Origin of the sequence: Pedobacter sp. ISL-64 (genome assembly GCF_018613605.1) — a bacterium.
Lineage (GTDB): Bacteria > Bacteroidota > Bacteroidia > Sphingobacteriales > Sphingobacteriaceae > Pedobacter.
Map to the genome: position 1 here is coordinate 111,021 of NZ_JAGGPU010000008.1, position 24,566 is coordinate 135,586.

Sequence of the window (24,566 nt, forward strand, 5' to 3'; positions counted from 1 at the left end):
AAAAGTAGATCTCTCCATTCCGCTCTGCTTCAGTCGAGATGACGATTGATTATTAAAAATAATCTCATAAAAAAAGCCACCCGATATTATCGAGTGGCTTTTTTTATGTTTAATGAATTATTTTCTATCCTTAAGCTCAACAAATTCTCTATCTGTTTCACCTACATAAATCTGGCGAGGGCGACCTATCGGCTCTTTATTCTCGTGCATTTCTTTCCATTGCGCAATCCATCCTGGTAAACGGCCTAAAGCAAATAGAACGGTAAACATTTCAGATGGGAAGCCTAATGCGCGGTAAATAATACCTGAATAGAAATCTACATTTGGATATAACTTACGGTCTATGAAGTATTGATCAGTTAAAGCCGCTTCTTCTAATTTCTTAGCAATTTCTAAAATCGGATCATCAATACCTAGGTTTTCCAGAATATCATCACAAGCTTTTTTAATGATTTTAGCTCTTGGATCGAAGTTTTTGTAAACCCTGTGCCCAAAGCCCATCATACGGAATGGATCGTTTTTGTCTTTCGCTTTTGCAATCCACTTCTCTGTATCACCTCCATCAGCTTTAATCAACTCAAGCATATCGATCACAGCTTGGTTAGCACCACCATGTAGTGGGCCCCAAAGTGCAGCAATACCAGCAGCAATTGAAGCATATAAATTACAATCAGATGAACCTACGATACGAACGGTAGATGCTGAACAGTTTTGCTCGTGATCTGCATGCAGAATAAGCAATTTATTCATTGCATTAACCACAATCGGATTTACATCATAATCCTCTGTACGTTGTCCGAATGTCATCCAAAGGAAATTGGTTACATAATCGTATTTATTTTTAGGATAAATAAGCGGATGACCTAATGATTTTTTATAAACGAAAGAAACAATGGTTGGGAATTTAGCCAAAAGTTTGATAATGGTCAAATCTTGTTCTTCTGCAGTTTGATTTGGTTTTAAGCACTCAGGATAGAATGTAGATAATGAGAAGATCAGGGAACCTAATTGACCCATTGGATGAGATCTTGATGGGTAACCATCAAAAAATTTCTTCATGTCCTCATGGATCAAAGTATGCTTGCTTATGTCAGCCTGTAGATCTTCAAGTTGTTTTTGTGTTGGCAGATCTCCATAAATAATCAGATAAATGACCTCTAAAAAACTCGATTTTGCGGCAAGCTCTTCGATCGAATAACCTCTATATTTTAAAATGCCTTTTTCACCATCTAAAAAAGTGATTTTACTCTTTGTAGAACCAGTATTTTTAAAACCAGTATCTAAAGTAACAAAACCTGTTAGATCTCTTAATTTTGAAATATCAATGGCCTTTTCATCTTCTGTTCCTGTAATTACTGGCAATTCTACTGTCTTACCATCAACTTTGATCTCTGCAATATCTGACATATTATTGTATTGTGTTTATAGCTTTCTAAATTATATAAAATTAATATACATGCATAACAAATCTGTTAAATTAATATGAATAATTAGTCAAAATGACGTAACAATCGTGCTTAATTAAACAGGATCTGAAATCTTATTTTGCTTTGATTTCTTCGGCAACTCTCCCACACTCCAGCATTTCTTTGCCGTAATAAGGGTTTTTAATTTCCTTTTCGGTTGATAACCAGTCACCTCCGTCTCCTTTATTCGCCATTGGGCAATGCTGAACATAAATTGTGCCTTTTTCTATTTCCGCATTCTTTAATAATGCAATTAAATCAGCACTTAAAACCGTGAAATCTTTTCTTTGCGAAACGAGATTATTGCTTGCCGCGATTTTGCCCGCAACAGCTGCAGTAGGCTCACAACCTTTATAAGCAGCCAAACTCGTTTGTAAATGTGCTGCAGATTTTTGTGCATTTGCTGAATCTGATTTTACCAGTGCATTTTTTAGATCTACATATTGGTTAAAGATTTCAGATTTCTGCCTGTCTTTTATAGAAACCTCATTTTTAACCGATGCTGAATCTGTTTTTATTGAATCTTTAGTTTCTGTAGATTTTTTTTCTGCCTGATTGCAGGCCATTAAAGCGGTAAGTATTGCTATTCCGAATATTCTTTTCATTGTATTTGGTTTTCGGCTCAAAATAGCAATTAAAATGTTAAATAAATAAAAAAGTCCCGATTTTCGTCGGGACTTTAAATTATATGATGTTTTAATTATAATTTGAAATTATAAGCTAACCTCAGGTTAAATTGTCCGGTTTTCATAAAGTAAAGATCAGAAGCGCTATTGTTTACATAACCTTCGTATTTAACGCCAAGATCAAGACCATTTTTCCATTCGTAACCTAAACCGCCGGTATAGATAAAGTTCATGTTGGCGCCATCTTTAATGGCCAAACCTGAGCCAAGTTCAGTAGCCAGGTACATTCTTTCAATCGGGAATACCCTTACACCACCTAATAAAGGAATAAATTCGAATTTAAGTGGACTACCTTTCCATTTTAAACGGGTATAACCACCAGAAGCTGTCAGTGCTACAAACGGACTTAAATCATACTGAAGTTTTACATCTGCGCCATAACCATAATCCATTTCAGATTTATCTGGAAATATCCCATAGTTTACCCCTACACCAATTTTAAAAGCCATTCCGCTTCCTGTAGTCATTGGCTCCGTGGTGCTCATGGTTTGAGCCTTTAAATTCGTTGATGTTAAAATTGCAAAGGCCGTTAATGTAGTTGCAAAAAGTTTAGTAACTGTTTTCATTTTAGATATTTTAAGTTATTAATTAAGGGTTTAGTTTATATACGTTAAAATATCTATTGTGGATTCTCAAATTTTCATTTTTTTCAGAATGTTATGAAATAAAAAAGCCCCGACCAAAGTCGGGGCTTTCAATGTGATCTGTAATTAAACTTACAGGCTAAATCCGTATGCTAAACGTAATCCAACATATCCTGTACTAGTTCCATTCTGAGCTAAACCTTCATATTTAAGACCTAAATCTAAACCGTTACTCCATGCATAACCAACAGCTGGAGAATATACAAATGATGTTCCGCTACCTTCGTTTGTACCGAAACCAGCACCAAGCTCTGCTAAACCATAAATACCAGAACCTGATTCATTAAAGAAATATTTAACACCAGCTTTTACAGGGATATATCCAAAATCAGCATAATCAACACCAGTATTACCAATTTCTTTACCTAAAAAACGGGTATAACCAGCAGTAACAGGAATCGATAATTGTTTATCAATATCAAACTGGTAACGTAAATCCGCACCAAGCGCTACGCTGTACGCATCGCTTGTTGGTATACCACCAAAAATACCTATTCCTAATTTTTGAGAAGATTGCGCGTTAGCATTTGTGGTAAAGAATAAAGCCACGACAGCTGCTGAAGTAGCAATGATTTTAGTAATTGTTTTCATTATAAAAATTGTTTTTGAGTTAAACTATATGCTTCTCCATGTACAAAGGTTGTGCCAAAAGGGCTTTTTTGATGCTATTTAACCATAATCCAACGTTAATATGACCAATAAAAATTAATTTTAAATAAGTGAAACTTTTTCAGTTACCAACTGTTGTAACAGGTTTGTAGGTGCTGATGCATCCAGCCAAATGATCTCAATGCTGTCCTTTTCCATTTTCCTGAAAAAGGTATTTTGCCGTTTAGCGTATTGGCAAATGGCAGTTCCAAGTTTCAGCTTTAGCTCATCAAAAGTGAATAGGCCATCCAGATAGTTAACGATAAATTTATATTCCAATCCGTAAAAGACCAATATTTCTTTACTAATACCTTCTTTAAGCAATTGTGCTACCTCCTCAATTAAGCCAGATTTAAATCTTTGATCGAGTCTTGCCAGGATTTTGGAGCGTGTTATTTCGACTTCATTCTTTAAACCAAAAATAATGGGTTTAAGCGCTGGCCTATTTATAAATGGTAATTGATTGTTTTTTAGATATTCTGCTATCTCTATGGCTCGTATTAGTCTCTTTTTAGAAGATAGATCGACATGACTGTGGTCTTGATGATTAGTGTTTTTTAGTTTAGCAATCAGTTCTTCTTTGGATGAAAAGCTCAACTCTTCCCTTAATTTTTCATTTACCGGAATAGCTGTATAGGTTTGATTTTGCAAAAGGCTGTGAATATACATTCCTGTTCCACCGCAAAGGATAGTTATTTTGTTCTTTTGTGTTATAGATTCAAAGGCTTGATAGAAGTCGTTTTTAAAAGCGTCTACATGATAACGTTCGCCAGGTTCTAAAATATCAATTAAATGGTAAGGAATTGTTTTTCCGTTTATATGGTACTCCTGCAAATCTTTACCGGTACCAATATCCATTCGTTTAAATATCTGACGGCTATCGGCACTAATAATTTCTCCATTTAAAGCATCCGCTACACTTACCGCTAACTTAGTTTTGCCCGATGCCGTTGCACCTAAAATGACCATGAGGTTGTGCCTATCCATTAAAATTTGAGAATAAATTTTAAACTTCCTGTGTTAAATACTTCTTGACCAGAAGTTTGGCTGTCCTTTTTAATTAGCCGGTTTAGATTTTCATCCAGAACATAAGTCTGGGGTGCTAAAACTGCGGTTTGCTTAAAACCTAACTTAATATAGGCCTCTCCTGCCGACCAGTCACGATCTGCATAAGTCATCAGATCATTAGGTTTATATGTTTCAGCGAAAAAGGAAATCAGTTTACTTAGCCCCCCGGTAATCGAATAACCAGCTTTAACCGCAAACCTGATCAATTCTGCCGATCTATAATTTTCGGTATGATTCATTTTGCGTAGTGCCGAAAAAGTAGCAACAGCCACAAGTTCGTCTTTTTCAAATAAACCAATTTTATAGCGGCTACTTACTGATCCCTGCAAGTGATTTTCAATTAAAAAAGAATCAGATACTGGTTTAGTAATTTTAATTACTTTGGTTTTTCTACCGTGAATACGGATATTTTTGCCAAGTAAAGATTTTATTCTCCCTAAAACCTGACCTGATTTTGATTGCCACAAATCTTCCCAAAGGTGAATGAGTTTAGTGCCTTCCTGATGATGTCTTTCTTGCAGCTCTATGAGATCTTGGGAGGTAAACTTATTGTTTAAACTTACCAGATGTATAACTAATTGATGATCAATCCGTAATAACCGAAACTCATCCACTGAAGCAAAGAAGCACACCATTTTGTGATTAGCAAGCGCTAAACATAATTGATGATGCCAGTTACAATCAGGAATTAAATTATTCAATCAGCAGAAGATTATTCAGAAAAATTATCTGCTGCAAATTTAACCATCAGATTGTTAAATCCATTCTTTTTCTTTAAAGTTAGTATGGATAATTTCTACTAAAGTTTCTACTTCCTTTAATTTGGCATCATCGAGGGCCGAAATTTTAAAACCTGCTTTGTTTTGACCAAAATCGCTTAAATTATGATTTGTTGTAGAAAACTCATCGGTATTGATTTTAACTTCTACGGCGATCCCATTAATATAAACGCCAGTAAAAAAGCGCTCAGTTACTTTTTCACCGTTTAACGCTATATTTTTTTCGCTGTAAAGATCATATCCGCTCTCCGAATTTTCGTGTACCGTATATCCGCGGGCGGCGTAGGGTTGTATTCCGGCCCGAATGGTCTGAAAAATTTCAACAAGATCAGTTTTCATAATTGCATTTGATTTTAGAATTAAACACTACAATACAATTATTGTTTAGTTTTATTCATCAAGCCACCAGTTTTCTGTAGGCAAATATTCATTTAAGATTATTGTTTCACCTAATTTTGGGGTAACCAAAGGAAGCTGCTTTGCTGCTGCCGCTACAACGACTCTTTTAACAGGCTCATTCCAGGGGTGCATGGCTAAACTAAATTTGCCCCAATGCACTGGCATTAAAACTTTTGCTTTTAAATCGATTGCGGCCTGCACCGTTTCTTCGGGAAACATATGGATGTGCGGCCAATAGGCATTGTACTGCCCACACTCGAGCAGGGCTAAATCAAAAGGACCAAACTCCTCACCTATTTTAGCGAAGTGTATATCATAACCAGAATCGCCTCCTAAAAATAGTTGGCAGTTTGCAGTTTTCAATACGAAGGCCGACCAAAGGGTTTGATTCCTTTTAAACTTCCTCCCGGTAAAATGCCTTGCCGGTACTGCTGTTAATTGCAAGCTATTAAACAATGTTAGTGATTCGTTCCAGTACAGTTCATTTATCTTTTCTGTCTTAATTCCCCACCGCTCCAGGTGTGAACCCACTCCCAGCGAAGCAACAATGGTTTTAACTTGTGGCACAATTTTTAAAATACTATGATAATCCAGATGATCGTAATGGTCGTGTGTAATGATCAGGATATCGATATTTCTAAATTCTTCTGCTTTTACTACATCAGTACCTAAAAAAGCCTTACTTCCAATAGATAAAAATGGAGATGGGGTTTTGCTAAAGACAGGATCAACCAGAATCCTTAAGCCATCAATTTTGATCAGGTAAGATGAGTGTCCAAACCAGATAATTTCAGGGGCATTGCTTTTAGGGCTTCCGTTTAGGTTAGGTGTAATAAAAGGACGTGCTTTATTTGGAGCCTTATTAGGATGTTTTTCGAAAAAAAATGCTTTTAAAACTTTAAAAAAGCTAACACCTTCAGGTTGCATTAATGTTATTGACTGATTTTGCAATGCACCATCACGATAGTTAGCCAGGTGGTGGATTTTTTCCAATCGTAATCCCTTTGGCAAACGGCCAAAAACCGGGAGGTTCGTAATAATGAAGAAGGCGATTACGAGAAAAAGTAAAATGTATACAGCTATCATTTTTTAAAATTAATAAAACCAAAGTAGGAATATGATTTTAAAAAAGAAGCCTGAGTTACATATATGACGTATGGATTACTTCAGCTAAAGAAAAAAAGTCCTTCTATTAGTGAAGGACTTTTAATTGTGAGTGATAGTGCGTTATTTTAATAGCCACATGGTTTGGTTTACATCATCGCTCCCCCCATACTGACTTGCAACTGCAAGAGATAGATTAGCCGAATTGTAACTCAGTTCATTTGATGGATATAGCCACCTTAAAGGAAAGTTTGTTGAGGGCGAGTTTAGGTTTGTTGAAGCGTTTAGTTTAAATACCGGATAACCTGTTCTTCGGTTTTCGAACCACCCCTGGTATTTGTTTCCCTGCAAAAAGCTGGCTACGTATTTTTGTGTAATTACCTGCGCTATTTGCTGCTCTGTTGAGCCAGTTAAGGCCACAGTAGCAGGAAAGGCATCAATATAAGCTGCATCCATTTTCATGTTGTGATGATAATCGGCCAGATCAGGTGTATACTGGGCTATGAACTTCATTGAATTTATAATCCCATTAGCATAATAGGTTTGTGCTGGTGTAGCAGTTATCCATCCGCGAATAGTTGCCTCTGCCAGAATAAACTGTAAGTCCCAATAATTAAAAACGCCTACAGGTTCAGCATTGACAAGATTTACATATCTGATATTGATATCGGTATAATCTTTATTTACCCTTCTGGTCTGCAAACTCGAAAACGAATCGGAAGGTTCTATACTTGGATAAGCAGCAATATCAGACTGTGAAACACCAGCAGTAATTTTAACAAGCGATGGTTTGGCGTAATAAAACAGTCTCTTATCATTTGTTGTCTTTAATGGCTCTAACAATACATTGGTCAACATTGTATAATTAGATTTCACAAAAGAATTACCTGATCCGGCTGGAACATCGCTCCAAGGATAATTTTGACCAGCAGTAGTATTGTAAGCCAATGCAAAATTATCGTTATAATCTCTCATTAATGGGCGGTTAGCCACGATATCCTTGAAGCGTTCGATTACTTTTAGATCGGCATCTCCTGTTTTTTTGTAGAGATTAATGAGTACATGCAGCTCAAAACTATTGGTTAATCTTCTCCATTTATCGGTATTACCTGCAAAAATAGGATCGCCTTCAAAAGTAGCTCCTGAGGTAAATAAAATATTGGCCTGATCCAGTTCACTCAGAATGCCCAGGAAAACCGCTTTCTGACTATCATATTTAGGTTGTAATATAGCGTCCGACTCACCCTTGACTGCATCAGCATAAGGAATATCGCCAACCTGCATGGTGGTCATAAAAAACTGCCAGGCCCTGATAAAATGGCCTAACGCCTGATATGATTTTTTTAGGCCATCGCTGGTTGCGTAATTTTCCATGGGCGTAATATTACGTAAGAGGGTTATTCTGTTAAAATCAGTCCGGCTAATTTTGTTGTATTGAAAATTCTCCTGTCCCTCGCCCCAAGTAAGATACTTACCCAGTAAGAATGGTTGCATAAAAGATTTGGTGCTGCTGATATCTCCACGCGTGATATTTAATATCATCCCTGTAGCCAGCATAGCCGAATTTACCTGGGTAGTTGCATTTGGATTGGTATTAATATCGTCGAACTTACTGCAACCATTACTTAATAGTGCCAATGCTGGCAATAATAAGCTATATTTTAAAAATTTACTTTTCATAAAATCTTCTTTAAAACAATAAATAACTAGAAACCTACCTTCACGTTAAATCCTACCATTCTCATTGATGGTGAGTTTAGGTTCTCGGTATCAACATCGGGATCTGAGTATTTGAAATTGGTCCACATAAACAGGTTTTGGCCGGTTAAAGAAAAAGACGCGCTCTTTAAACCTAGTTTGGTCGCTGTTTTTGATGGTAAGCTATAACCCAGCGAAACTTCGCGCAACTTAATAAACGATGCGTTCTGTACCCTGGCATCACCACCACGGTACCATTGTGCATAGTCCTGATAACCAATAGGTACATCATTTACGGCATATTTACGGGTATCGCTGGTAATCTGGCCATATTTATCATAAGTAACACTGCCTGAAACCACTTTAACACCCTGGCCCACATAATTATTCTGCCCTAGCACGACCTGATTGTAACGGTATTCGTTATCTGTTTCGGGAGCGGTACCAGAATCGAACATTTTATCGTATACGTAATTGTACATCAAACCACCAATACGGCCATCAATATTAATGCCCAGCGACCATTTTTTATAAGTGAAGTTATTGATAAAGCCAAAACTGAAATCGGGTTCACCGTAACCTAGTTTTTTAACATAGTCGCTCCAAACCGGATAACCGCTTTCGTGAATTACATTGCCCTCCGGGTCTTTAACCCAATAATTATCCGTATAGGTATCTAACCTTTCTCCTTTTTTCACCCATAAATTATCAGGTGAGTACACCGGATCGAGATTTACATAATAACGGTGCTGGTTAGACCAGTTGATGGTAGAATACCATTCGAAGTCTTTATTCCTGATCACAGATCCATCAACAGTAATTTCAATACCTCTTCTTTCGTACGTTTCTTGGGTATTAACCAAAGTAGATGAGAAACCTGATGATGCAGGAATTGAAGTGCTTACCTGCTGGTTATAATAATATTTATTAAAATAAGCTACATCAAAATGTAGACGTTTCTTAAATAAATAACCTGCTGCTCCAATCTCGTAAGTTCTTTGCGCACTTGGCAGCAAGCTGTTACCCAATAACGATGATGGATAGCTCGCAGAGTTTAAAGTATTCCATGCTGCTGTTGTTGTACCGAAGGTTCTGTTTGTGGCATATACGCCTAAAGCCGTTTTAAATACCGCCCACGAACCACGGATTTTGAACATATCAATTACTTTGGGCAGTTTCACCAATTCTGAAACTACGATACTCGAACCAATGGATGGATAAAAATAAGAACGTGATGCTTTTGGTTGGGCAGAGTTCCAATCGTTTCTTCCTGTAAAGTCAAGGAAGATTGCATCATTATAGCCAACAGAAGCCCTGCTGTACAAACTATTGATCTGCCTGGTGCTATATCCTTGCGATACAGTAGGTGGCTCTACCGAACCAGCTAAAGAATAAAACGTTGGTGAAATTAGTCCGTTTTTAGTTGTCCCACTTAAGGATTCATCAATGAAATAGTAAACTGTCCCACCGGCCAAAGCATCGATGGTAAACTTATTCAGTTTCTTTTTATAGCTTAAAATTACATCATCATTGGTACTGAAGCCTTTCGTATCCTGAATAGAATACATACCTTTTGCATTCCATCCGCTACCGTTAACTGCACCACCACGGGTAGAATAGATATTAGCAGTAGGATTACGGAAGGTAGTTTTGTTATTGTAATTATCATACCCTAAACGTACCAATAAATTAAAATCTTGGTTAATCTGGTAATTTGCCGTCACGTTAGCATTCAAGGTATTGGTTTCGATGCCATTTAATTTTTCGTTAGCAATTAAATATGGGTTGTCGTACCAGTTGGTATACATCCAGTTCTGGGTTTTATAAGGCACTTTCCAGTAATCTTTATAATTGCGGATATCGTATTCGGTACCTGTCCACATAATTAACTGGTATAAATAGCCCTGGTTGTTATAACCGCCACCCCAAATCTGATCGGCCCATCGGCGACTTACGCCCATATGGCCTTCCAGTTTAAATTTATCGCTCAGCTTCATCTCTCCTGCCATGGTTAAATTTACCATGTTCAGGTTCTGGTTCGGAAACTGCCCTTTGTTATAAATATCGTTTAAGCCAATTCTGAAGCTACCTTTCTCGCCCGTTTGGGCAATACTAATGTTGTTATTTAAGATAATACCGGTAGACATAAAGTTCTTCAGGTTATCTTTTCCTTTCGATACCAGAGGCATATTATCTTCAAACTGCTTGGCAACGGGATTCCAGTCTCTGGCAGTTTTACCTATATCCAGCTTAGGTCCCCAAACATAATCGTTATCGATAACGCCGTTCTGCCCCCTCCCGTATGAGCTTTGCACGTCGGGTATGGCCAGAAAACCCAATGATGCCATTGTGTTGCTATTCACATCAATTGAAAACCCTTTACCGGATGCGCCTTTTTTAGTTGTAATTAACATTACACCGCCTGCCGCCCTGGAACCATACAATGCTGATGCAGTAGGACCTTTAAGTATATCTACACTTTCTATATCATCCGTAGGCACATCCCTTAACGACATGTTGCCGTAAGGCACGCCATCAATAACCAGCAAGGCGCTTTCGCCACGTAGCTCGATGGTTGGCCTGGCATTAAATTCCGTTGAATTTTTAATTACTAAACCTGAAACCCTTCCTGTTAATGAGGTAGCTACATCCACCCCTTTAACAGTTTGCAGCTCTTTACCGGCTACTTTTTGCACTGCATAACCCAACGATTTTTCGGAACGTTTAATGCCCAGGGCTGTCACCACTACATCTGTTAATTCGGTTGTGGTAGTTTTCAAAGAAATACTATAATCCCGCTTACTGTCTATAATAATTTCTCTGGAAGTGTAACCAATATAAGATACAATTAGTGTTGTACCAATATTGGCATTAATGGAAAAATAACCATTAGCATCAGTTCTGGTTACGGCTTTTGTTTCTTTAACCATTATACTTGCCCCAACAATCGGCAGATCATTTTCATCCAAAACTTTACCGCTGATGGTTTCAAAAAACGGGTTTGATATAAGCTCGTTTTTTTTTCTGAGTACGATTGTTTTATCAAATATTTTGTAGCTCAATAGCTGATTTTTAAAACATAAATTCAACACCTGTTCCAGGGGTGCATTTTTAACATCAATACTTACATTGTGGGCATTTTGTAGTTCGAGGTTGTCGTAAAGAAAAACGTATTCGGTTTGTTTCTCTATCGATTTAAATATCACTTCCATCGAAACATTTTTTTGTTTCAATGTGATGCTCTGACTATAAACACTTGCGCTTACCTGACACAGGCACGCGAATAAAAATAGTGCGGTTAGCTTCATCACCAATATTAATTGTGTGGACTTACACCGGGTTAATAATCCGTGCGTAAAGAATGTACTAAAATTCATGATTGAATTTGGGTTTAAAACATAATTGCTTAGATAACTTATTGTGCCTCTGCCGCTGAATAGCTGGCGTAGGCAGTCAATTTCCATATGGTAAATAAAGTGGTACGAACACTTTACGTTGTTGGTAGAGGAAATTGAATGGTTTGGAGTATTATATCTTCATATGCTGCGCTTTATAGTTTAATTTGGTTTGGTTATTTATTTAGGGTTTACTGTAATCTGGTTATACTCTACCTTGCAATGAATACCACTGTAAGCCAGCATTTCGATCAATTTTGCCACATTTACATTTCTAGGTATTTTTCCGGTGTATTGTTTTGCCGGAATTTTTCCATTATAGATAACGTCGGCATCATACCAACGCGAAATCTGGCGCATTACCGATGGGAGGTCTGATTTTTCAAACTGGAAATAACCATTCTTCCAGGCAATTACAGCCTCCAGATCTTCTATTTCACTCACATTAATCCCAGCCGCTTTACTATTAAAGCTCGCCTGTTGGCCAGGTTTCAGAAGTGCTTTTTTATCGCCGTGTTTAATTTCTACACTACCTTCAAGTAAGGTAGTACGCTCATATGCTTCATCAGCATAAGTATTCACATTAAAATGAGTACCGAGTACTTTGATATCAGATTGATTGGTATGAACAATAAATGGTTTGGCCTGATTTTTAGCCACCTCGAAATATACCTCTCCAGTAACCTCCACTTTGCGCTCGTTGCCCGCAAAAGCAGTAGGGAATTTAACCGAAGAGCTTGCATTTAACCATACTTCTGTTCCATCAACCAAAACCAGGTGATATTGACCACCACGCGGGGTTATTACGGTATTAATAGCTATAGATTCGGGGTTTGTGTCTCCTGCAAAACGATAGATCAATTCTCCGCTCTTGGTTTTAACTACTTTAACGCCAAGCTGATCTGCGATTTGACCATCCGAAGCTTTGTTTAGGATGATCTGCGATCCATCGGCTAATAACAGTACGGCATTGTTTCCACCTGGAACAATTGGTTTTTTATTTGTTTTAGTAGATGTGGTTAAAACACCAGAACGACCTGATTTTCTAAAATAAATATAAGTACCTGCAATTAGAGCGATTAAAATAACCGCAGCTTTAAAAAACAGTGTATAATTTAATTTAATTCGTCTGGTTTTTGTTGTTGCTTTATTTGCTATTCGTGAAGAAATCTGGCTGAAAATTTGTTTTTTTACTTCAATATTTTCAAACTGGTTTTGGTTCAAATCTGCACCATTTATACGATCATACCATTGCTCTACTATCATTTTTTCATCTGATGTAGCGGTTTGATTATTATACTTTTCTATTAAATATCTAATGTTGTCGGTATTCAAAATAGTTGCTTTTATAGGTTTATACGGTTACCCTGCAAAAAGTACCATACGATTTGTTATTTTTTAATTATTTTTTTGGAAACGCCCTTGTTATTGCATAGCGCATCAATTTGCACCAGGTACAAAAAAATGTACTACAAATGCTTAGCAATAAATAATGCCAGTAAGGCCAAAGAAGAATCGTAATTTTTAATCTTTGTACGTAAACGTTGATAAGCCATTTGGAGCTGGTTTTTTACCGTTTGTTCAGATAATGACAAATCTTCAGCTATTTGCTTAATAGAGAGGTCGTCTTCTTTTTTAAGCATATAAATTTCTTTCATCCGGATCGGCATCCGAGCTACTTCGATATCGATAATTGCTTTTAGTTCTTTCTCGAGGAGCGTGTTTTGGGAATGTACATCGGATGGGCTTGCACTTGATGTTACGCTTAGGGCATACCTTAAACGAACCTCTTCTTTTTCGTAAAGTTTTAAAATTTTGTTACGGAGAATGGCAAAAAGATAAGCCAATACACTACGCTCGGCATCTAAAAGCTCTATTTTATCCCAAAGACTAACAAATACATCCTGCACAAGGTCTTGGGCAAGATCATTGCAATGGACCTTTTTGTAGGCCCGTTTGTAAAGCGCATTCCAATAAGCATCGAACACCAGACCAAACGCCTTTGCTTTGTTCAATTTTACAATAAGAAAAAAATTACTTTCTAATTCTTCGTACATATGCACAATTAGGGGAATGACTATAGGTTTTAAAGAATACCAAAGAAAGAGCTTCCTTTATTAACCCAATGTTAAATTTAATAAAATATTTAATATCATTTATTTAAAGTGAAAATTCGCTACAGGTTAAAGGGAGGTTTTTTAGAATAAAAAAATTGGTTGTTTTGCTAAATACACGCTATATCTTTAGCCTTTTTTGTTTTATTGTTTATTTGGTTAAAAGTACAGTGAAATATAAAGTATTTTCAGCTTTTGAGAATAAATAGGATGTTAAAAAATGCGTAAATTTTATACCTTTGAATAAGGGTTAAACATATAGCTTAGATAACTTTTGTGCCTGCTTGCAGGAAAATAATCCGATTTGGCGAGGAGTGGTACGAACACTTCTCGTCTTTTTTGTTTAAATACCCCTCCAAATTGAGGGGTACTATTGTTAATCATTGGGGTGTAATTTATGATTGTATATCAATTTCTTCTTTTAAAGGGCTAAAATTGCATTCTATTTATAATTTTTCTATTATTATTTTTTAGAACGTATGGTCTTTAGCTTTTCCGAAAGTATTGATATTTATATAGCAGAGGAAAGAAATGAGAAAAAAAAACAACGCAAACGTTTGATTAATTTTGTATTATTACATATTGAAGAAATTTAATGTAGTTTAGCACTCAGCATGCAGTCGAAACCAACAACCATCAAAGAAATAGCCAGAATCTTAAACATTTCTCCATCCAGTGTTTCCAGGGGATTGCACGATCATCCGAGCATTGGAGCAGTAACCAGGGAGAAAATTAAGCAGTTGGCGAAGTCTCTAAACTATGAGCCTAATAATGCGGCAATTCTTTTTCAAAAAGGGAAAACATATACTATTGGCGTAATTTTACCTGAACTATCAGAACACTTTTTCTCTATTGCTATTTCTGCAATTGAAGATGAAGCCATTAAGAAAAACTATACGGTTATTTTTGCGCAGTCGCACGATAATTATGATCAGGAAGTAAAACTCGTTGAGAAAATGAAAAATCAACGGGTAGATGGTTTATTGGTATCCATCAGTAAAGACACTTCAAAGTTTGATCATTTCGAGAAACTCAATTCATTCAATATACCTGTCGTATTTTTTGACCGGATACCTCCTTTTAAAAACGTGCACTATGTAGCATGTAGCTTAGAAAGTGCAACAATTAAAGCGGTGAACTATCTTTTGAAAAAAGGACACAGAAGTATTGGAATGATTAATGGCCCAAGTACCTTGTACGCAAGTGAGGAACGTAAAGATGGCTATATGCAGGCGATTACTTTTAATCGCTTAAAATTTGATCCATCTTTAGTGGTAAACTGTGATTTAACTGAGGAAGGTACCATCGATGCTGCCAATCAATTTTTAAATCATAAGCGTAAACCTACAGCAATCGTGGCCTTTAACGATTATGTCGCACTTTTCCTGATTAAGTATTTTAAAAAACTGAATGTAATTAATGATTTTGACGTAGTGAGTTATGCAAATCTGCCCATTATCAGCTATTTGGATAATTCGCCGGTAGCTTCAGTTGAACAATACCCCTATTTACAAGGACAAAAAGCAGCTAATATTTTGTTAGATCTTATTCATAGCCCTAATTCTGAGAACCAAGCCTACTACAACACCATTGTAGAGTCTGATCTGATTGTAAACGAGGTGAAAGAATAAACAAACGTTTGCGCTAAATTTCTAGCTTTTGTTTAAACTTCCCGGTAAAATACTGTACTGTTTTTTAAAAGCGGTAATAAAATGTTGTGCATTTTTATAACCTACAAGGAAGGCAACTTCATTCACCGTTTTCTTTTCCTTGGATAGAAAATAGTGCGCCTTTTCCATCCTGATTTTATATAAATAGCCAAACACTGTATGACCGGTAAGTTCTTTAAATCCTCTTTTAAGTTTATAGTCATTAATCCCAGCCTTACGCGAAAGTTCCATTAATGAATTAGGCCTTTGCAAATCATGCTCTACCAATTGTTTGGCCAACAGAATCTTTTCTATATCCTCCTTTTTTAAAACGCGTGTTTGTTTCTCTTGTTTTTGATTAAAATAAGCAATAATCAACTCAAAGATCCTGGCTTCAAGGAACAGACGTTTTACCCTACCCTCGTGTTTAGGATAAATAATCTGCTGCAGTATCAACCCGATTTCCGGACTGATGGACTTTTGGATGTCGGTTTTAATATCGTGACCGAGTTCTCCTCCTGTTACCTGCTCAAAATAATCTTCTGTGAACTGTATATAAAGGCATCTGGTTTTCTCTGTGATATTAAATTTGATCGAATTAACGCCACCTGCATTAAAATCCTGTTCGTTTTTAGCCAATGATAATAAATTATCCTGCTGATGGTAATAGTTGATCGCACCGCTCAGACAAAATAAAAAGCCGATATGTTGCTGAGAAGATTCAAAGCAAAAATTCGCTTCCTGATTCGGATGGATCTCAATAATGCCGATATGGATTCCCTTAAACCACATTTCCTTTAATTGGCACTTTACATCGTTATCATCTAATGTTATAAAAGCCTCATCTATATCGTTTATGCTTTCAAAATTATCAGGATAAGTATTCTTATAAATGATATTTCCTTTAGGATAGTTTGAGAGTTTAATTGTCATCTGTATAAATTATTAATTTATTGCTCATTGTTTTCAATGGCATTTTTCACTTGCATTTATTTTCTTAATGGTGTTCAAGAGAACGCTTCGCTTAGTTAATGAGCGCGCAAAAGCTCAGTTTTTTTAAAGGTCTTGAAGCGCTCATGATTTTATTCATCCCAATGTGTGATTTGAAAATCATGATGGTTTCGTATTTATTTAATCCGTTTGACGGTATTAATTATCCGTTTAGCGTTATCTGTTTTTTCTGATTATCTACAAATTTGCACAATTATTTATAATTAGTCTAAATAAATGAAGATATATTTATTAATTGCCTTATCGCTTTGTGGATTTGTTACCGTGGCTCAAGAAATTAAAGTTGATACTATAAAGGCAAATGATTTAAAAGATGTGGTGGTTACAGGGCAATATGGCCCGCAAACCCTGAGGAACTCGGTATACAATGTAAAAACAATAAGTGCAGATCGGATTAAGCTAAGGGCTGCCACCAATGTGCAGCAGATTTTAAATACCGAACTCGGTTTCCGTTTTAGCAACGATTTAACTTTAGGTACAACCGATGTTTCTTTAATGGGGATGACTGGCCGGAATATTAAAATTTTATTGGATGGTGTGCCGATGGTAGACCGATCTGATGCCCGCGAAAGTTTAAACCAAATCGACATTAACACCATCGAAAGGATAGAAATTGTAGAAGGTCCGATGTCTGTTGTGTATGGCACCGATGCGCTGGCCGGAGTAATTAATATTATAACCAAAAATCCCGGAAAGCAATTGTTAAGCGTTAATGCGCGTGTACAGGAAGAAAGCGCTGGGAAAGAATATAACCTACTCAATGGTGCAGGCCAGCATAATCAGAATTTAAGTATTAGCTGGCAACAAAAAGGCTGGAGTGTTTTGCTCGGTGCATCGCATAACGATTTTGGTGGCTGGAATATGGCTCCGAAAACATCGTTTTTAGAAGAGTTTAATAGCTATAAAAATCAATGGAAACCTAAGGAGCAATGGCTTGGTAATACTAAAATCGGGTACAGAAATCAAAACTTTAGTATATGGTATCGCTTAGATGGGCTAAAAGAAGATATCGATTCGCGTTTTGGAATAAACCCATCGAGTTTCGAAGGGAAGCTGTCTACCTATACCACCAAACGTTATACGCAACAATTGCAGTCTGAATGGAGGGTAAATAATAAATTACAGATTACAGCTATAGGGGGATATACCGATCTACAACGATCAACCCACACCGTTATCCATAATTTTACAAACAACACAGAACGATTAAGTGACGATAAGGGTGAACAAGATATAGCAAAATTTAACTCAGTTATTTTTAGGTCAACTGCAATTTATACCTTAAATAAATCAGTTTCATTTCAGCCTGGTATCGAATACAATAGAGATGCTGCTAGCGGGCAAAGGATTAACGGTGCGCCTGTAATTAATGATTATGCCGCGTTTATTTCTGCCGAGATTAAACTTGACAATGGAATAAGTTTAAGACCAGGATTGAGGTTTATTAAAAACTCCATTTACGATGCCCCTCCTGTAATTCCATCATTAAATACCAAATTTACTTTAACCAAAGATTTAGATCTTCGATTGGCTTACGCTAAAGGTTTTCGTTCTCCAGCACTGAGGGAACTATATTACGATTTTGTAGATGCCAGTCATAATATTTTGGGTAACCCCAATTTAAAAGCCGAAGAATCGAACAGTTTCAATGGCTCTTTGGCTTGGGCCGGCATACATGAAAAAGATCTGCAGTTCCGTTCTACGTTATCGGGTTTCTACAATTTGTTTAAAAACAGGATTAATTTTGCCCAGTCTCCAACAGATAACTCCATAACCTCATTATTTAATGTAGATAAGTATAAAACGACAGGTGCTACATTAGACAATACATTGATTTATAAAGATGTTCAGGCTACACTTGGCGTATCATATATCGGCCGATACAATGAATTAAGCATGAGCAATCCGGACCTGGGGACTCCTGAATTTGCATGGGCTACGGAAGTAAACTCGAATATAACTTATACACTTCCGAAAATAAATGGGAGTATCAGCCTCTTTTATAAATATACCGGGAGCTTACCAAACTATAAACTTACAGCCGAAAACGATCCCAACTCAGTAAAACTGACAAAAATTGGTGATTTCCATACCGCAGATTTAATGCTGAACAAAAATCTATTTAAGTCTTTGACCATTAATGCAGGTATTAAAAACCTCTTTGATGTTACACAATTGAGCAATACTTCAACCGCGACAGGAGGAGCGCATAGCACAGGTGGTGATGTTCCATATAGTTATGGCCGATCGTATGTGCTTGGGCTAACCTATAACTGGAATAAACTTTAACAATAAACAATAATAACATGAATAAACTGAACTCATTAATCGCTATCGCGTTTTTAGCTACAACATTTACGGCCTGTAAAAAGAACACAGAAGAACCTATTTTTGTTGCTCCGCCATCTGATGGAAGTACTTTAACCCTGAGTGGTAAAACAGCAGAATCAAACTATACAAATATAGTTTATGTAGATTTTAGCGCCGATAAACAGACTTCTGCAGAAAGAAAGAGTTTCAATATCGGGTTAACTTCTGATAGTAAATTCAGAGTTGTGCTTAATCCTTCTTATCAAACTACGGCAACGGCAACATCAAAAACCGATATTACAGCTGTTACATTGGCAGATCCAGGAACAACAGTTAATTTAAATCACGACATCATGGATCCGCTTACCGTGTCGTTAGTTGATTATTGGGACGGAAATATCACTAAAACAGCTTTTGCTGAAGTAAGTGCTACGGAAGCAGAGAACAAAGTTTATTTATTAAGCTACGAAGGAAATAAGGATAAAGACAAGTGGTTTAAATTAAAAGTTACCCGTAATGGTTCTGGCTACAAAATTCAATATGCCCGACTAAACGAAACTGTAATAAAAACTTTGGATGTGCCTAAAAATGCTGATTATAATCTGGTTTTTGTTTCGTTAGAAAACAATAAAATTGTTCAGGCTGAACCGGCAAAAAGCACATGGGATATTTCATGGAGCTATAGTACGTTCAACTCTGGTTTAGGTTCGCCTTATTGGGTTCAGGATTTTGTTTCAATCAATAACTTAGGCGGCGTAAGTGCGGCAATGGTAGCTAAAAAAGATGCTTATGCAACATTTACTGAAGCAGATTTGGTTGGTCTTACTTTTCTATCAGTAAAAGATGTAATTGGAACAACCTGGAGAACTTCGCCTAGCCAGGCTGGTACAGGTGGCGCAGTTAAAGGTGATCTTTGCTATATTATTAAAGATGCTACCGGTAATTATTATAAACTGAAATTCAACAGTTACATTTCTGGTGACGGTGGTGAACGCGGTAAACCAGTAATCGAATATAAATTGGTAAAAAAGGGATAATGTAAGTTAAGGCTTACCTAAAAAATATGTTTTGTTAGTTGGATATAGGCTCTCCGCGATGGGGAGCCTTATCTTTTTATAGAGATTATTAATTTATGGGCGTCATGCTGATCCGATACCTATCGGATTTGTTTTACAAGCATAAATTTCAATTGCCTTGTAGCTACTTAGTGGTCAACATCTATCATGCAACAAGAAGACCCTGAAACAAGTTCAGGGTGACGGTGCGCGGACTGGCATCGTAGCGTTAGAAATCGTAATGCAAAACATTATAAACGCAAAAAGGGCCCTGGCATACCAGAACCCTTTTTGTTTCTTACTCGCGAAATATTATTTTCCAGAGTTTTTCTTGTCAGTTACTTCTGCACGGATTTCTTGTGCTAAAACTTTAAGATCTTGCATTGCTTTACGCACACGAGTACCAGCAGCTGCATTGCCAGCATTATAAAATTTTTCTACATCTGCTTCAATAGCAGCAACAGCAGCTTTAACTTTTGAGAATTTTTCCATCGCTAATTGATGTTTTTAAGGTTTAAAAAATTTATTTTTTCAATAATACATATTTACCTTGAATTAACAACAGAAAGCAAATATTTATTTGAAAGAAGTTTTGCACATTTACACAATCAAAAAAATGCCCTGGCACTATTATAGAGGTATTTTTTCGGATTTTGAGATCAAATTCTGGCAACTCAATTCAGTTGTTTCGATAAGTTGATCAGGTTATTGAAGGTTAAATTGGCGCTATTTATACAGCGTTTATAATCTGCCTCAGCAACCGTCTGGTTTATTACAGAGACAAATATTTTCCATTTCGTACTCAGCTCATCGCCATAAACACCATAATAATTTAGGCCTGCTTCATGGTCTTTAAAATTCGGATTGGCTAAAATATGCCTTTTAATTACGTTTCCGCCCAATGTAGCGCCTTCTAGCACATACAGCGCACCTAAAACTTCGGCAGTATTTTTTTCTGGAACAAACAATGCAAAATCTAAACCTGGCAATGTTAAACTATCTATATTCCAATATTTTAAATCTTCTTCTAAAGCAGTGAGTTTCAATCTGCTTTTCATTTCCAATTGTTCGGCAATAGCTGCATCCAACATATTCGCGAGCGTATTCTCTAATTTTTGGTGAATAATATAATTAATGGTTAACAGCTTTTTATACTGATCAATGCTTAAAGAATTGTTCATAATCTCATTCACAAACATTAATGATTCTAATGTTTTATGGTTTTCTGCTGTTTCAGTTCTCAATAAATTGGCAATCATTATTTGGATTTTAATTATTAAAAAGAAAAGATCCGGATTTAATACCCGAATCTCTCCATATGGTTTTATAAAATTTTAATTTAACCTCAGGTGTGTTATATTTTTGATATTCCAACGTATTTAATTTCACGAATTAACAAATATTAAGCCTCTTTTTAGAATGTCTCTATTTTAGTAAATTCGGTTTTGAGATTTATTTTTTATTATATATTTGTTTGAAATTTAAAAATCATCTCAACCTTGGCAAAGAAGAATATTTTGGTTATCGAAGATAATCATGCAATCCTTGATGTTATAACCCTTATTTTAGAAAGCGAAGCTTTTAACGTTGATGGACTAAACAAAGGTGCTGATTTTATTAACCATGTTCAAAAATTTAATCCGGATGTAATAATAATGGATATTATGCTCCCTGACGCTGATGGAAGACTACTTTTAAAAGAACTTAAAGATACCGCAGCTACACAGCATATTCCCGTTTTAATGATTTCGGCCCGTTATAATGCCAACAATTATGCCTTAGATGGAATAGAAGCAGATGACTTTATGGCCAAGCCATTTAACATCGACGAATTGATGGACAAGATTTATGCTTTGCTGAGAAAATAGCTTTTTACTCAGCCATACCAGGTAATTTTATTCCTCCCAGTTTTAAGTTTTTCATCAGCACTTCCAGAAAAGAAAGTTTAGTATCTGTAAAACCGTGTGCTTTAACCCAAACATTTAAACTTACTTTAAATCCGCTATCTTCTAAAGCAGACACACCAATTCTTCTTTCTGGTGTTTTGAGACAATCTTTAAATTCATCGACAGTTTTATTGAAAACAGTTACGATCTGTTCATAATCGATACCATAGCTAAACTTCATTTCAATATCCAACCTCCTGCTGCCTTCTCTGCTGATATTGATAATCACTTCATTTGATAATTTGCCATTTGGAATAACTACCGTTCTGTTATCGAATGTTTTAACAATGGTATAAAATATCTGGATCGATGTTACAGTCCCTTCCTGACTTTGTGCAATAATATTATCGCCCACAACGAAAGGTTTCAACAGTAAAATCAATACACCACTGGCAAAATTTTGTAGTGTACCCGATAAAGCCAGGCCTGCCGCAACTCCAATACCACCAATAAGTACCGTTAAAAAAGTAAGCTGAATGCCAATAATCTGCATTACTGTAAGTACCAATAAAACCCTTAAGGTAATGAGTATTAAACTGGTTAAAAATGGACGCAGTGACGGATTTATATCTTTACGGTGCATGCCACCCTGCATCCATTTTCCCAGTAGCTTAATTAGCCATAAGCCTAAAATAAGCAGCACCATACCTAAAATTACAGATGGTCCTTTATCAATTATCCAATCGTAGGCTTTATCATAAAAATGCTCGATGTTATTGGCATCAATCTTCATAAACTAGGATTTTGCTTCTAATTATTAAGGTTTTTTATGTTTAACGGGAGCATCTTTAGTTACATTTACTTTCTTGGCATCTTTGGCTGATGTTACTTTATCATCAGCACCTTTAGCTTTTGCATTTTTCGGTGCGGTAGCCTTGCTACTTTCTGCCGATGTTTTAGAATTTTTCATCATTTTTAATCGTTAATCTTCAGCATTCAGCCAGGCCTTTGCCTCTTCTATCTCTTCTGGTTTAAAACCTTTTGATTTACCTGGCGTAGCCACTGTGAAAACATCAGTAAACCACTCTACTCCTTTTTCGGCGCTTACCACGGCTATTTTTTTCCATTTGGTAAAATTTTTCAAACCTGCTTTAACATCTTGTACCCAGGCACCAGCTGTAAAATTCTTCACGTCAGTTTCTAAAACGAGCAGATACCTGATTTCCTTAAATCGCTCAGCGGTTCTTTTCAAACCGGCTAATAAAACGTTCTTTACATCATCGCTTGTCACTTCTCCGGTAGCCCTTACGCCAAAAATATGATCTGGTAGTCCTGTTATTTCTGTTAGCATAATTATTTCATTTATTTAAGAACACACTAATTCGTCAAGATGTTTGCCATTTAAATAAATTCTGAAAAGTTGAGTGACAACAAAAACACTATCTTACTGATACTGTTATACAAACAATATTTATAAAATAAAAAAATCCTATGAAAACTAACTGGTTAAAACCTGCTTCATTTATTTGTACTGTGGCTGTTTGTATTGCTGCATGTACAGGCGGAACAAAAACGACTACGATTACAGATTCGACCATAACCGACTCTTCAGTAACTGCAGCATTAAAACCTGCCGGGCCTGCTCCTGAATGGGGAAAAACAATAAAACCAGAAATGCAGACTGTAATAGAAAAATTAAATAGTTATGGAGATAAACCCTTAGAAACCTTAAGTGCTACCGATGCACGCAAAAATCATACACCAACCGATGCGGTAATGGATTTGGCAAAACAAAATAATATAACCGTGCCAGCTGCGAAAGTAGATACTATAGGAAAAGATATTGATGTTAGCGGAGGTAAAATCCATTTGCGTATCTACACGCCAAAAGGTGAAGGCGGGCCCTATCCGTTAATTGTTTATTACCATGGCGGTGGTTTCGTTATTGCCAATTTGGATGTTTATAATGCATCTGCACAGGCATTGGCAGAGCAGGTTGGTGCAGTTGTGGTTTCTGTTGCTTACCGCTTAGCGCCCGAAAACAAGTTCCCCACTGCGCATAACGATGCTTTTACAGCTTATGAATGGGCTGTTAAAAATGCAGTAGATTTAAAAGCCGATCCGGCTAAGATTGCAGTTGTTGGTGAAAGTGCAGGTGGAAATTTAGCAGCAAATGTATCTATTATGGCCAGAGACAAACACATTATGCTTCCTGTGCACCAGGTTTTGGTTTATCCTATAACTCAAGCAGATATGGACACCGAATCTTATAAAATGTATGAAAAAGCAAAACCGCTAAACAAAGCAATGATGGTCTGGTTTACAGAGAAATATCTGACTACAATGATTGAAGCGCAGGATCCTAAAATATCATTGGTTAATGGCAATTTAAAAGGGCTTCCATCAACAACTATTATTACAGCCGAAATAGATCCTTTGCACGATGATGGTGTAATACTCGCTGATCAATTGAAAGCTGCCGGGGTAAAAGTTGACAGTAAAAATTATGAGGGTGTAACACATGAATTTTTTGGTATGGCGCTGCTTGTGCCAGAAGCGAAAGCTGCTCAGGCTTATGCCGCACATCAATTGAAGGCTGCCTTTAAATAAGCGTTTTTAACCACAGATGGGCACAGGTAAACACGGATCTTGGT

General features: G+C 36.6%; 23 protein-coding genes. 5 read left to right on the plus strand and 18 right to left on the minus strand.

Annotated features, from left to right (window positions below; genetic code table 11):
- Window positions 1–117: 117 nt before the first annotated feature.
- From J7E57_RS12350 to J7E57_RS12405, 12 genes are all read right to left on the minus strand, one after another.
- Window positions 118–1,407, minus strand: coding sequence for a citrate synthase (locus J7E57_RS12350; protein WP_057934373.1), 1,290 nt, complete (start codon window positions 1,405–1,407; stop codon window positions 118–120).
- 133 nt (window positions 1,408–1,540) lie between these two features.
- Complete coding sequence (locus J7E57_RS12355) at window positions 1,541–2,071, minus strand: DUF3347 domain-containing protein (RefSeq protein ID WP_215128845.1); 531 nt, start codon at window positions 2,069–2,071, stop codon at window positions 1,541–1,543.
- A 95-nt stretch (window positions 2,072–2,166) separates the two neighbouring features.
- Window positions 2,167–2,718: a hypothetical protein gene (locus J7E57_RS12360; protein WP_215128847.1), complete on the minus strand. Its 552-nt coding sequence runs from the start codon at window positions 2,716–2,718 to the stop codon at window positions 2,167–2,169.
- A gap of 150 nt (window positions 2,719–2,868) precedes the next feature.
- A complete protein-coding gene (locus tag J7E57_RS12365) occupies window positions 2,869–3,387 on the minus strand; it encodes a hypothetical protein (RefSeq protein ID WP_215128849.1) in 519 nt (172 codons plus the stop codon).
- Between the two features lie 120 nt (window positions 3,388–3,507).
- Window positions 3,508–4,431, minus strand: a complete 924-nt coding sequence (miaA, locus tag J7E57_RS12370) for a tRNA (adenosine(37)-N6)-dimethylallyltransferase MiaA (RefSeq protein WP_215128851.1) — start codon at window positions 4,429–4,431, stop codon at window positions 3,508–3,510.
- The gene (locus J7E57_RS12375) at window positions 4,431–5,213 is read right to left on the minus strand and encodes a hypothetical protein (protein WP_215128853.1); all 783 of its coding nucleotides are present in this window, start codon (window positions 5,211–5,213) and stop codon (window positions 4,431–4,433) included. Before J7E57_RS12375 ends, miaA begins: the two co-directional genes overlap by 1 nt.
- Before the next feature lie 54 nt (window positions 5,214–5,267).
- On the minus strand, window positions 5,268–5,630 hold the full coding sequence (locus J7E57_RS12380) for a hypothetical protein (RefSeq protein ID WP_215128855.1): 363 nt from the start codon (window positions 5,628–5,630) through the stop codon (window positions 5,268–5,270).
- A 51-nt stretch (window positions 5,631–5,681) separates the two neighbouring features.
- On the minus strand, window positions 5,682–6,776 hold the full coding sequence (locus J7E57_RS12385) for an MBL fold metallo-hydrolase (RefSeq protein ID WP_215128857.1): 1,095 nt from the start codon (window positions 6,774–6,776) through the stop codon (window positions 5,682–5,684).
- Window positions 6,777–6,917: 141 nt separating this feature from the next.
- Complete coding sequence (locus tag J7E57_RS12390; protein WP_215128860.1) at window positions 6,918–8,474, minus strand: SusD/RagB family nutrient-binding outer membrane lipoprotein; 1,557 nt, start codon at window positions 8,472–8,474, stop codon at window positions 6,918–6,920.
- 26 nt (window positions 8,475–8,500) lie between these two features.
- Window positions 8,501–11,704: a SusC/RagA family TonB-linked outer membrane protein gene (locus J7E57_RS12395; protein WP_215128862.1), complete on the minus strand. Its 3,204-nt coding sequence runs from the start codon at window positions 11,702–11,704 to the stop codon at window positions 8,501–8,503.
- A gap of 363 nt (window positions 11,705–12,067) precedes the next feature.
- Complete coding sequence (locus J7E57_RS12400) at window positions 12,068–13,222, minus strand: FecR family protein (RefSeq protein WP_215128864.1); 1,155 nt, start codon at window positions 13,220–13,222, stop codon at window positions 12,068–12,070.
- A gap of 134 nt (window positions 13,223–13,356) precedes the next feature.
- Window positions 13,357–13,944: an RNA polymerase sigma factor gene (locus J7E57_RS12405; RefSeq protein WP_215128866.1), complete on the minus strand. Its 588-nt coding sequence runs from the start codon at window positions 13,942–13,944 to the stop codon at window positions 13,357–13,359.
- A 671-nt stretch (window positions 13,945–14,615) separates the two neighbouring features.
- Here J7E57_RS12405 and J7E57_RS12410 point away from each other — a divergent pair.
- Window positions 14,616–15,632: a LacI family DNA-binding transcriptional regulator gene (locus J7E57_RS12410; RefSeq protein ID WP_215128868.1), complete on the plus strand. Its 1,017-nt coding sequence runs from the start codon at window positions 14,616–14,618 to the stop codon at window positions 15,630–15,632.
- 21 nt (window positions 15,633–15,653) lie between these two features.
- Here J7E57_RS12410 and J7E57_RS12415 read toward each other — a convergent pair whose 3' ends face one another.
- Entirely contained in the window at window positions 15,654–16,583 is a 930-nt protein-coding gene (locus J7E57_RS12415) for a helix-turn-helix transcriptional regulator (RefSeq protein ID WP_215128870.1), read from the minus strand.
- A gap of 294 nt (window positions 16,584–16,877) precedes the next feature.
- Between J7E57_RS12415 and J7E57_RS12420 the strand changes: the two genes are divergently transcribed.
- Window positions 16,878–18,950 carry a TonB-dependent receptor plug domain-containing protein gene (locus J7E57_RS12420; RefSeq protein WP_215128872.1) on the plus strand — a complete coding sequence of 691 codons (2,073 nt, stop codon included), beginning with the start codon at window positions 16,878–16,880 and terminating at the stop codon, window positions 18,948–18,950.
- Window positions 18,951–18,967: 17 nt separating this feature from the next.
- Window positions 18,968–20,008, plus strand: a complete 1,041-nt coding sequence (locus J7E57_RS12425) for an HmuY family protein (RefSeq protein WP_215128874.1) — start codon at window positions 18,968–18,970, stop codon at window positions 20,006–20,008.
- Window positions 20,009–20,338: 330 nt separating this feature from the next.
- Here J7E57_RS12425 and J7E57_RS12430 read toward each other — a convergent pair whose 3' ends face one another.
- Both J7E57_RS12430 and J7E57_RS12435 read right to left on the minus strand, forming a co-directional pair.
- On the minus strand, window positions 20,339–20,518 hold the full coding sequence (locus J7E57_RS12430; protein ID WP_010602585.1) for a hypothetical protein: 180 nt from the start codon (window positions 20,516–20,518) through the stop codon (window positions 20,339–20,341).
- A 182-nt stretch (window positions 20,519–20,700) separates the two neighbouring features.
- Window positions 20,701–21,285, minus strand: coding sequence for a biliverdin-producing heme oxygenase (locus J7E57_RS12435; protein ID WP_215128876.1), 585 nt, complete (start codon window positions 21,283–21,285; stop codon window positions 20,701–20,703).
- Window positions 21,286–21,525: 240 nt separating this feature from the next.
- Here J7E57_RS12435 and J7E57_RS12440 point away from each other — a divergent pair, with 240 nt between their 5' ends.
- Window positions 21,526–21,894 (plus strand): response regulator transcription factor, encoded by a 369-nt coding sequence (locus tag J7E57_RS12440; RefSeq protein ID WP_215128878.1) that lies wholly within the window; start codon window positions 21,526–21,528, stop codon window positions 21,892–21,894.
- A gap of 4 nt (window positions 21,895–21,898) precedes the next feature.
- Here J7E57_RS12440 and J7E57_RS12445 read toward each other — a convergent pair whose 3' ends face one another.
- From J7E57_RS12445 to J7E57_RS12455, 3 genes are read right to left on the minus strand one after another with little or no spacing between them, the layout of a single operon-like run.
- Window positions 21,899–22,705 (minus strand): mechanosensitive ion channel family protein, encoded by an 807-nt coding sequence (locus J7E57_RS12445; protein WP_215128880.1) that lies wholly within the window; start codon window positions 22,703–22,705, stop codon window positions 21,899–21,901.
- A 24-nt stretch (window positions 22,706–22,729) separates the two neighbouring features.
- Window positions 22,730–22,885, minus strand: a complete 156-nt coding sequence (locus J7E57_RS12450; protein WP_215128882.1) for a hypothetical protein — start codon at window positions 22,883–22,885, stop codon at window positions 22,730–22,732.
- 9 nt (window positions 22,886–22,894) lie between these two features.
- Window positions 22,895–23,263 (minus strand): STAS/SEC14 domain-containing protein, encoded by a 369-nt coding sequence (locus J7E57_RS12455; RefSeq protein ID WP_215128884.1) that lies wholly within the window; start codon window positions 23,261–23,263, stop codon window positions 22,895–22,897.
- Window positions 23,264–23,403: 140 nt separating this feature from the next.
- Between J7E57_RS12455 and J7E57_RS12460 the strand changes: the two genes are divergently transcribed.
- The gene (locus J7E57_RS12460; protein ID WP_215128886.1) at window positions 23,404–24,522 is read left to right on the plus strand and encodes an alpha/beta hydrolase; all 1,119 of its coding nucleotides are present in this window, start codon (window positions 23,404–23,406) and stop codon (window positions 24,520–24,522) included.
- The last annotated feature ends 44 nt before the right edge of the window (window positions 24,523–24,566 follow it).

What these genes read in the sequence shown, in the direction of transcription:
- J7E57_RS12450 (WP_215128882.1), bottom strand. Translation starts at nt 22,885, where the DNA reads ATGATGAAAAATTCTAAAACATCGGCAGAAAGTAGCAAGGCTACCGCA.
- J7E57_RS12425 (WP_215128874.1), top strand. Translation starts at nt 18,968, where the DNA reads ATGAATAAACTGAACTCATTAATCGCTATCGCGTTTTTAGCTACAACA.
- J7E57_RS12360 (WP_215128847.1), bottom strand. Translation starts at nt 2,718, where the DNA reads ATGAAAACAGTTACTAAACTTTTTGCAACTACATTAACGGCCTTTGCA.
- J7E57_RS12415 (WP_215128870.1), bottom strand. Translation starts at nt 16,583, where the DNA reads ATGACAATTAAACTCTCAAACTATCCTAAAGGAAATATCATTTATAAG.
- J7E57_RS12390 (WP_215128860.1), bottom strand. Translation starts at nt 8,474, where the DNA reads ATGAAAAGTAAATTTTTAAAATATAGCTTATTATTGCCAGCATTGGCA.
- miaA (WP_215128851.1), bottom strand. Translation starts at nt 4,431, where the DNA reads ATGGATAGGCACAACCTCATGGTCATTTTAGGTGCAACGGCATCGGGC.
- J7E57_RS12460 (WP_215128886.1), top strand. Translation starts at nt 23,404, where the DNA reads ATGAAAACTAACTGGTTAAAACCTGCTTCATTTATTTGTACTGTGGCT.
- J7E57_RS12435 (WP_215128876.1), bottom strand. Translation starts at nt 21,285, where the DNA reads ATGATTGCCAATTTATTGAGAACTGAAACAGCAGAAAACCATAAAACA.
- J7E57_RS12420 (WP_215128872.1), top strand. Translation starts at nt 16,878, where the DNA reads ATGAAGATATATTTATTAATTGCCTTATCGCTTTGTGGATTTGTTACC.
- J7E57_RS12395 (WP_215128862.1), bottom strand. Translation starts at nt 11,704, where the DNA reads ATGGAAGTGATATTTAAATCGATAGAGAAACAAACCGAATACGTTTTT.
- J7E57_RS12430 (WP_010602585.1), bottom strand. Translation starts at nt 20,518, where the DNA reads ATGGAAAAATTCTCAAAAGTTAAAGCTGCTGTTGCTGCTATTGAAGCA.
- J7E57_RS12410 (WP_215128868.1), top strand. Translation starts at nt 14,616, where the DNA reads ATGCAGTCGAAACCAACAACCATCAAAGAAATAGCCAGAATCTTAAAC.
- J7E57_RS12385 (WP_215128857.1), bottom strand. Translation starts at nt 6,776, where the DNA reads ATGATAGCTGTATACATTTTACTTTTTCTCGTAATCGCCTTCTTCATT.
- J7E57_RS12380 (WP_215128855.1), bottom strand. Translation starts at nt 5,630, where the DNA reads ATGAAAACTGATCTTGTTGAAATTTTTCAGACCATTCGGGCCGGAATA.
- J7E57_RS12445 (WP_215128880.1), bottom strand. Translation starts at nt 22,705, where the DNA reads ATGAAGATTGATGCCAATAACATCGAGCATTTTTATGATAAAGCCTAC.
- J7E57_RS12355 (WP_215128845.1), bottom strand. Translation starts at nt 2,071, where the DNA reads ATGAAAAGAATATTCGGAATAGCAATACTTACCGCTTTAATGGCCTGC.
- J7E57_RS12365 (WP_215128849.1), bottom strand. Translation starts at nt 3,387, where the DNA reads ATGAAAACAATTACTAAAATCATTGCTACTTCAGCAGCTGTCGTGGCT.
- J7E57_RS12405 (WP_215128866.1), bottom strand. Translation starts at nt 13,944, where the DNA reads ATGTACGAAGAATTAGAAAGTAATTTTTTTCTTATTGTAAAATTGAAC.
- J7E57_RS12350 (WP_057934373.1), bottom strand. Translation starts at nt 1,407, where the DNA reads ATGTCAGATATTGCAGAGATCAAAGTTGATGGTAAGACAGTAGAATTG.
- J7E57_RS12455 (WP_215128884.1), bottom strand. Translation starts at nt 23,263, where the DNA reads ATGCTAACAGAAATAACAGGACTACCAGATCATATTTTTGGCGTAAGG.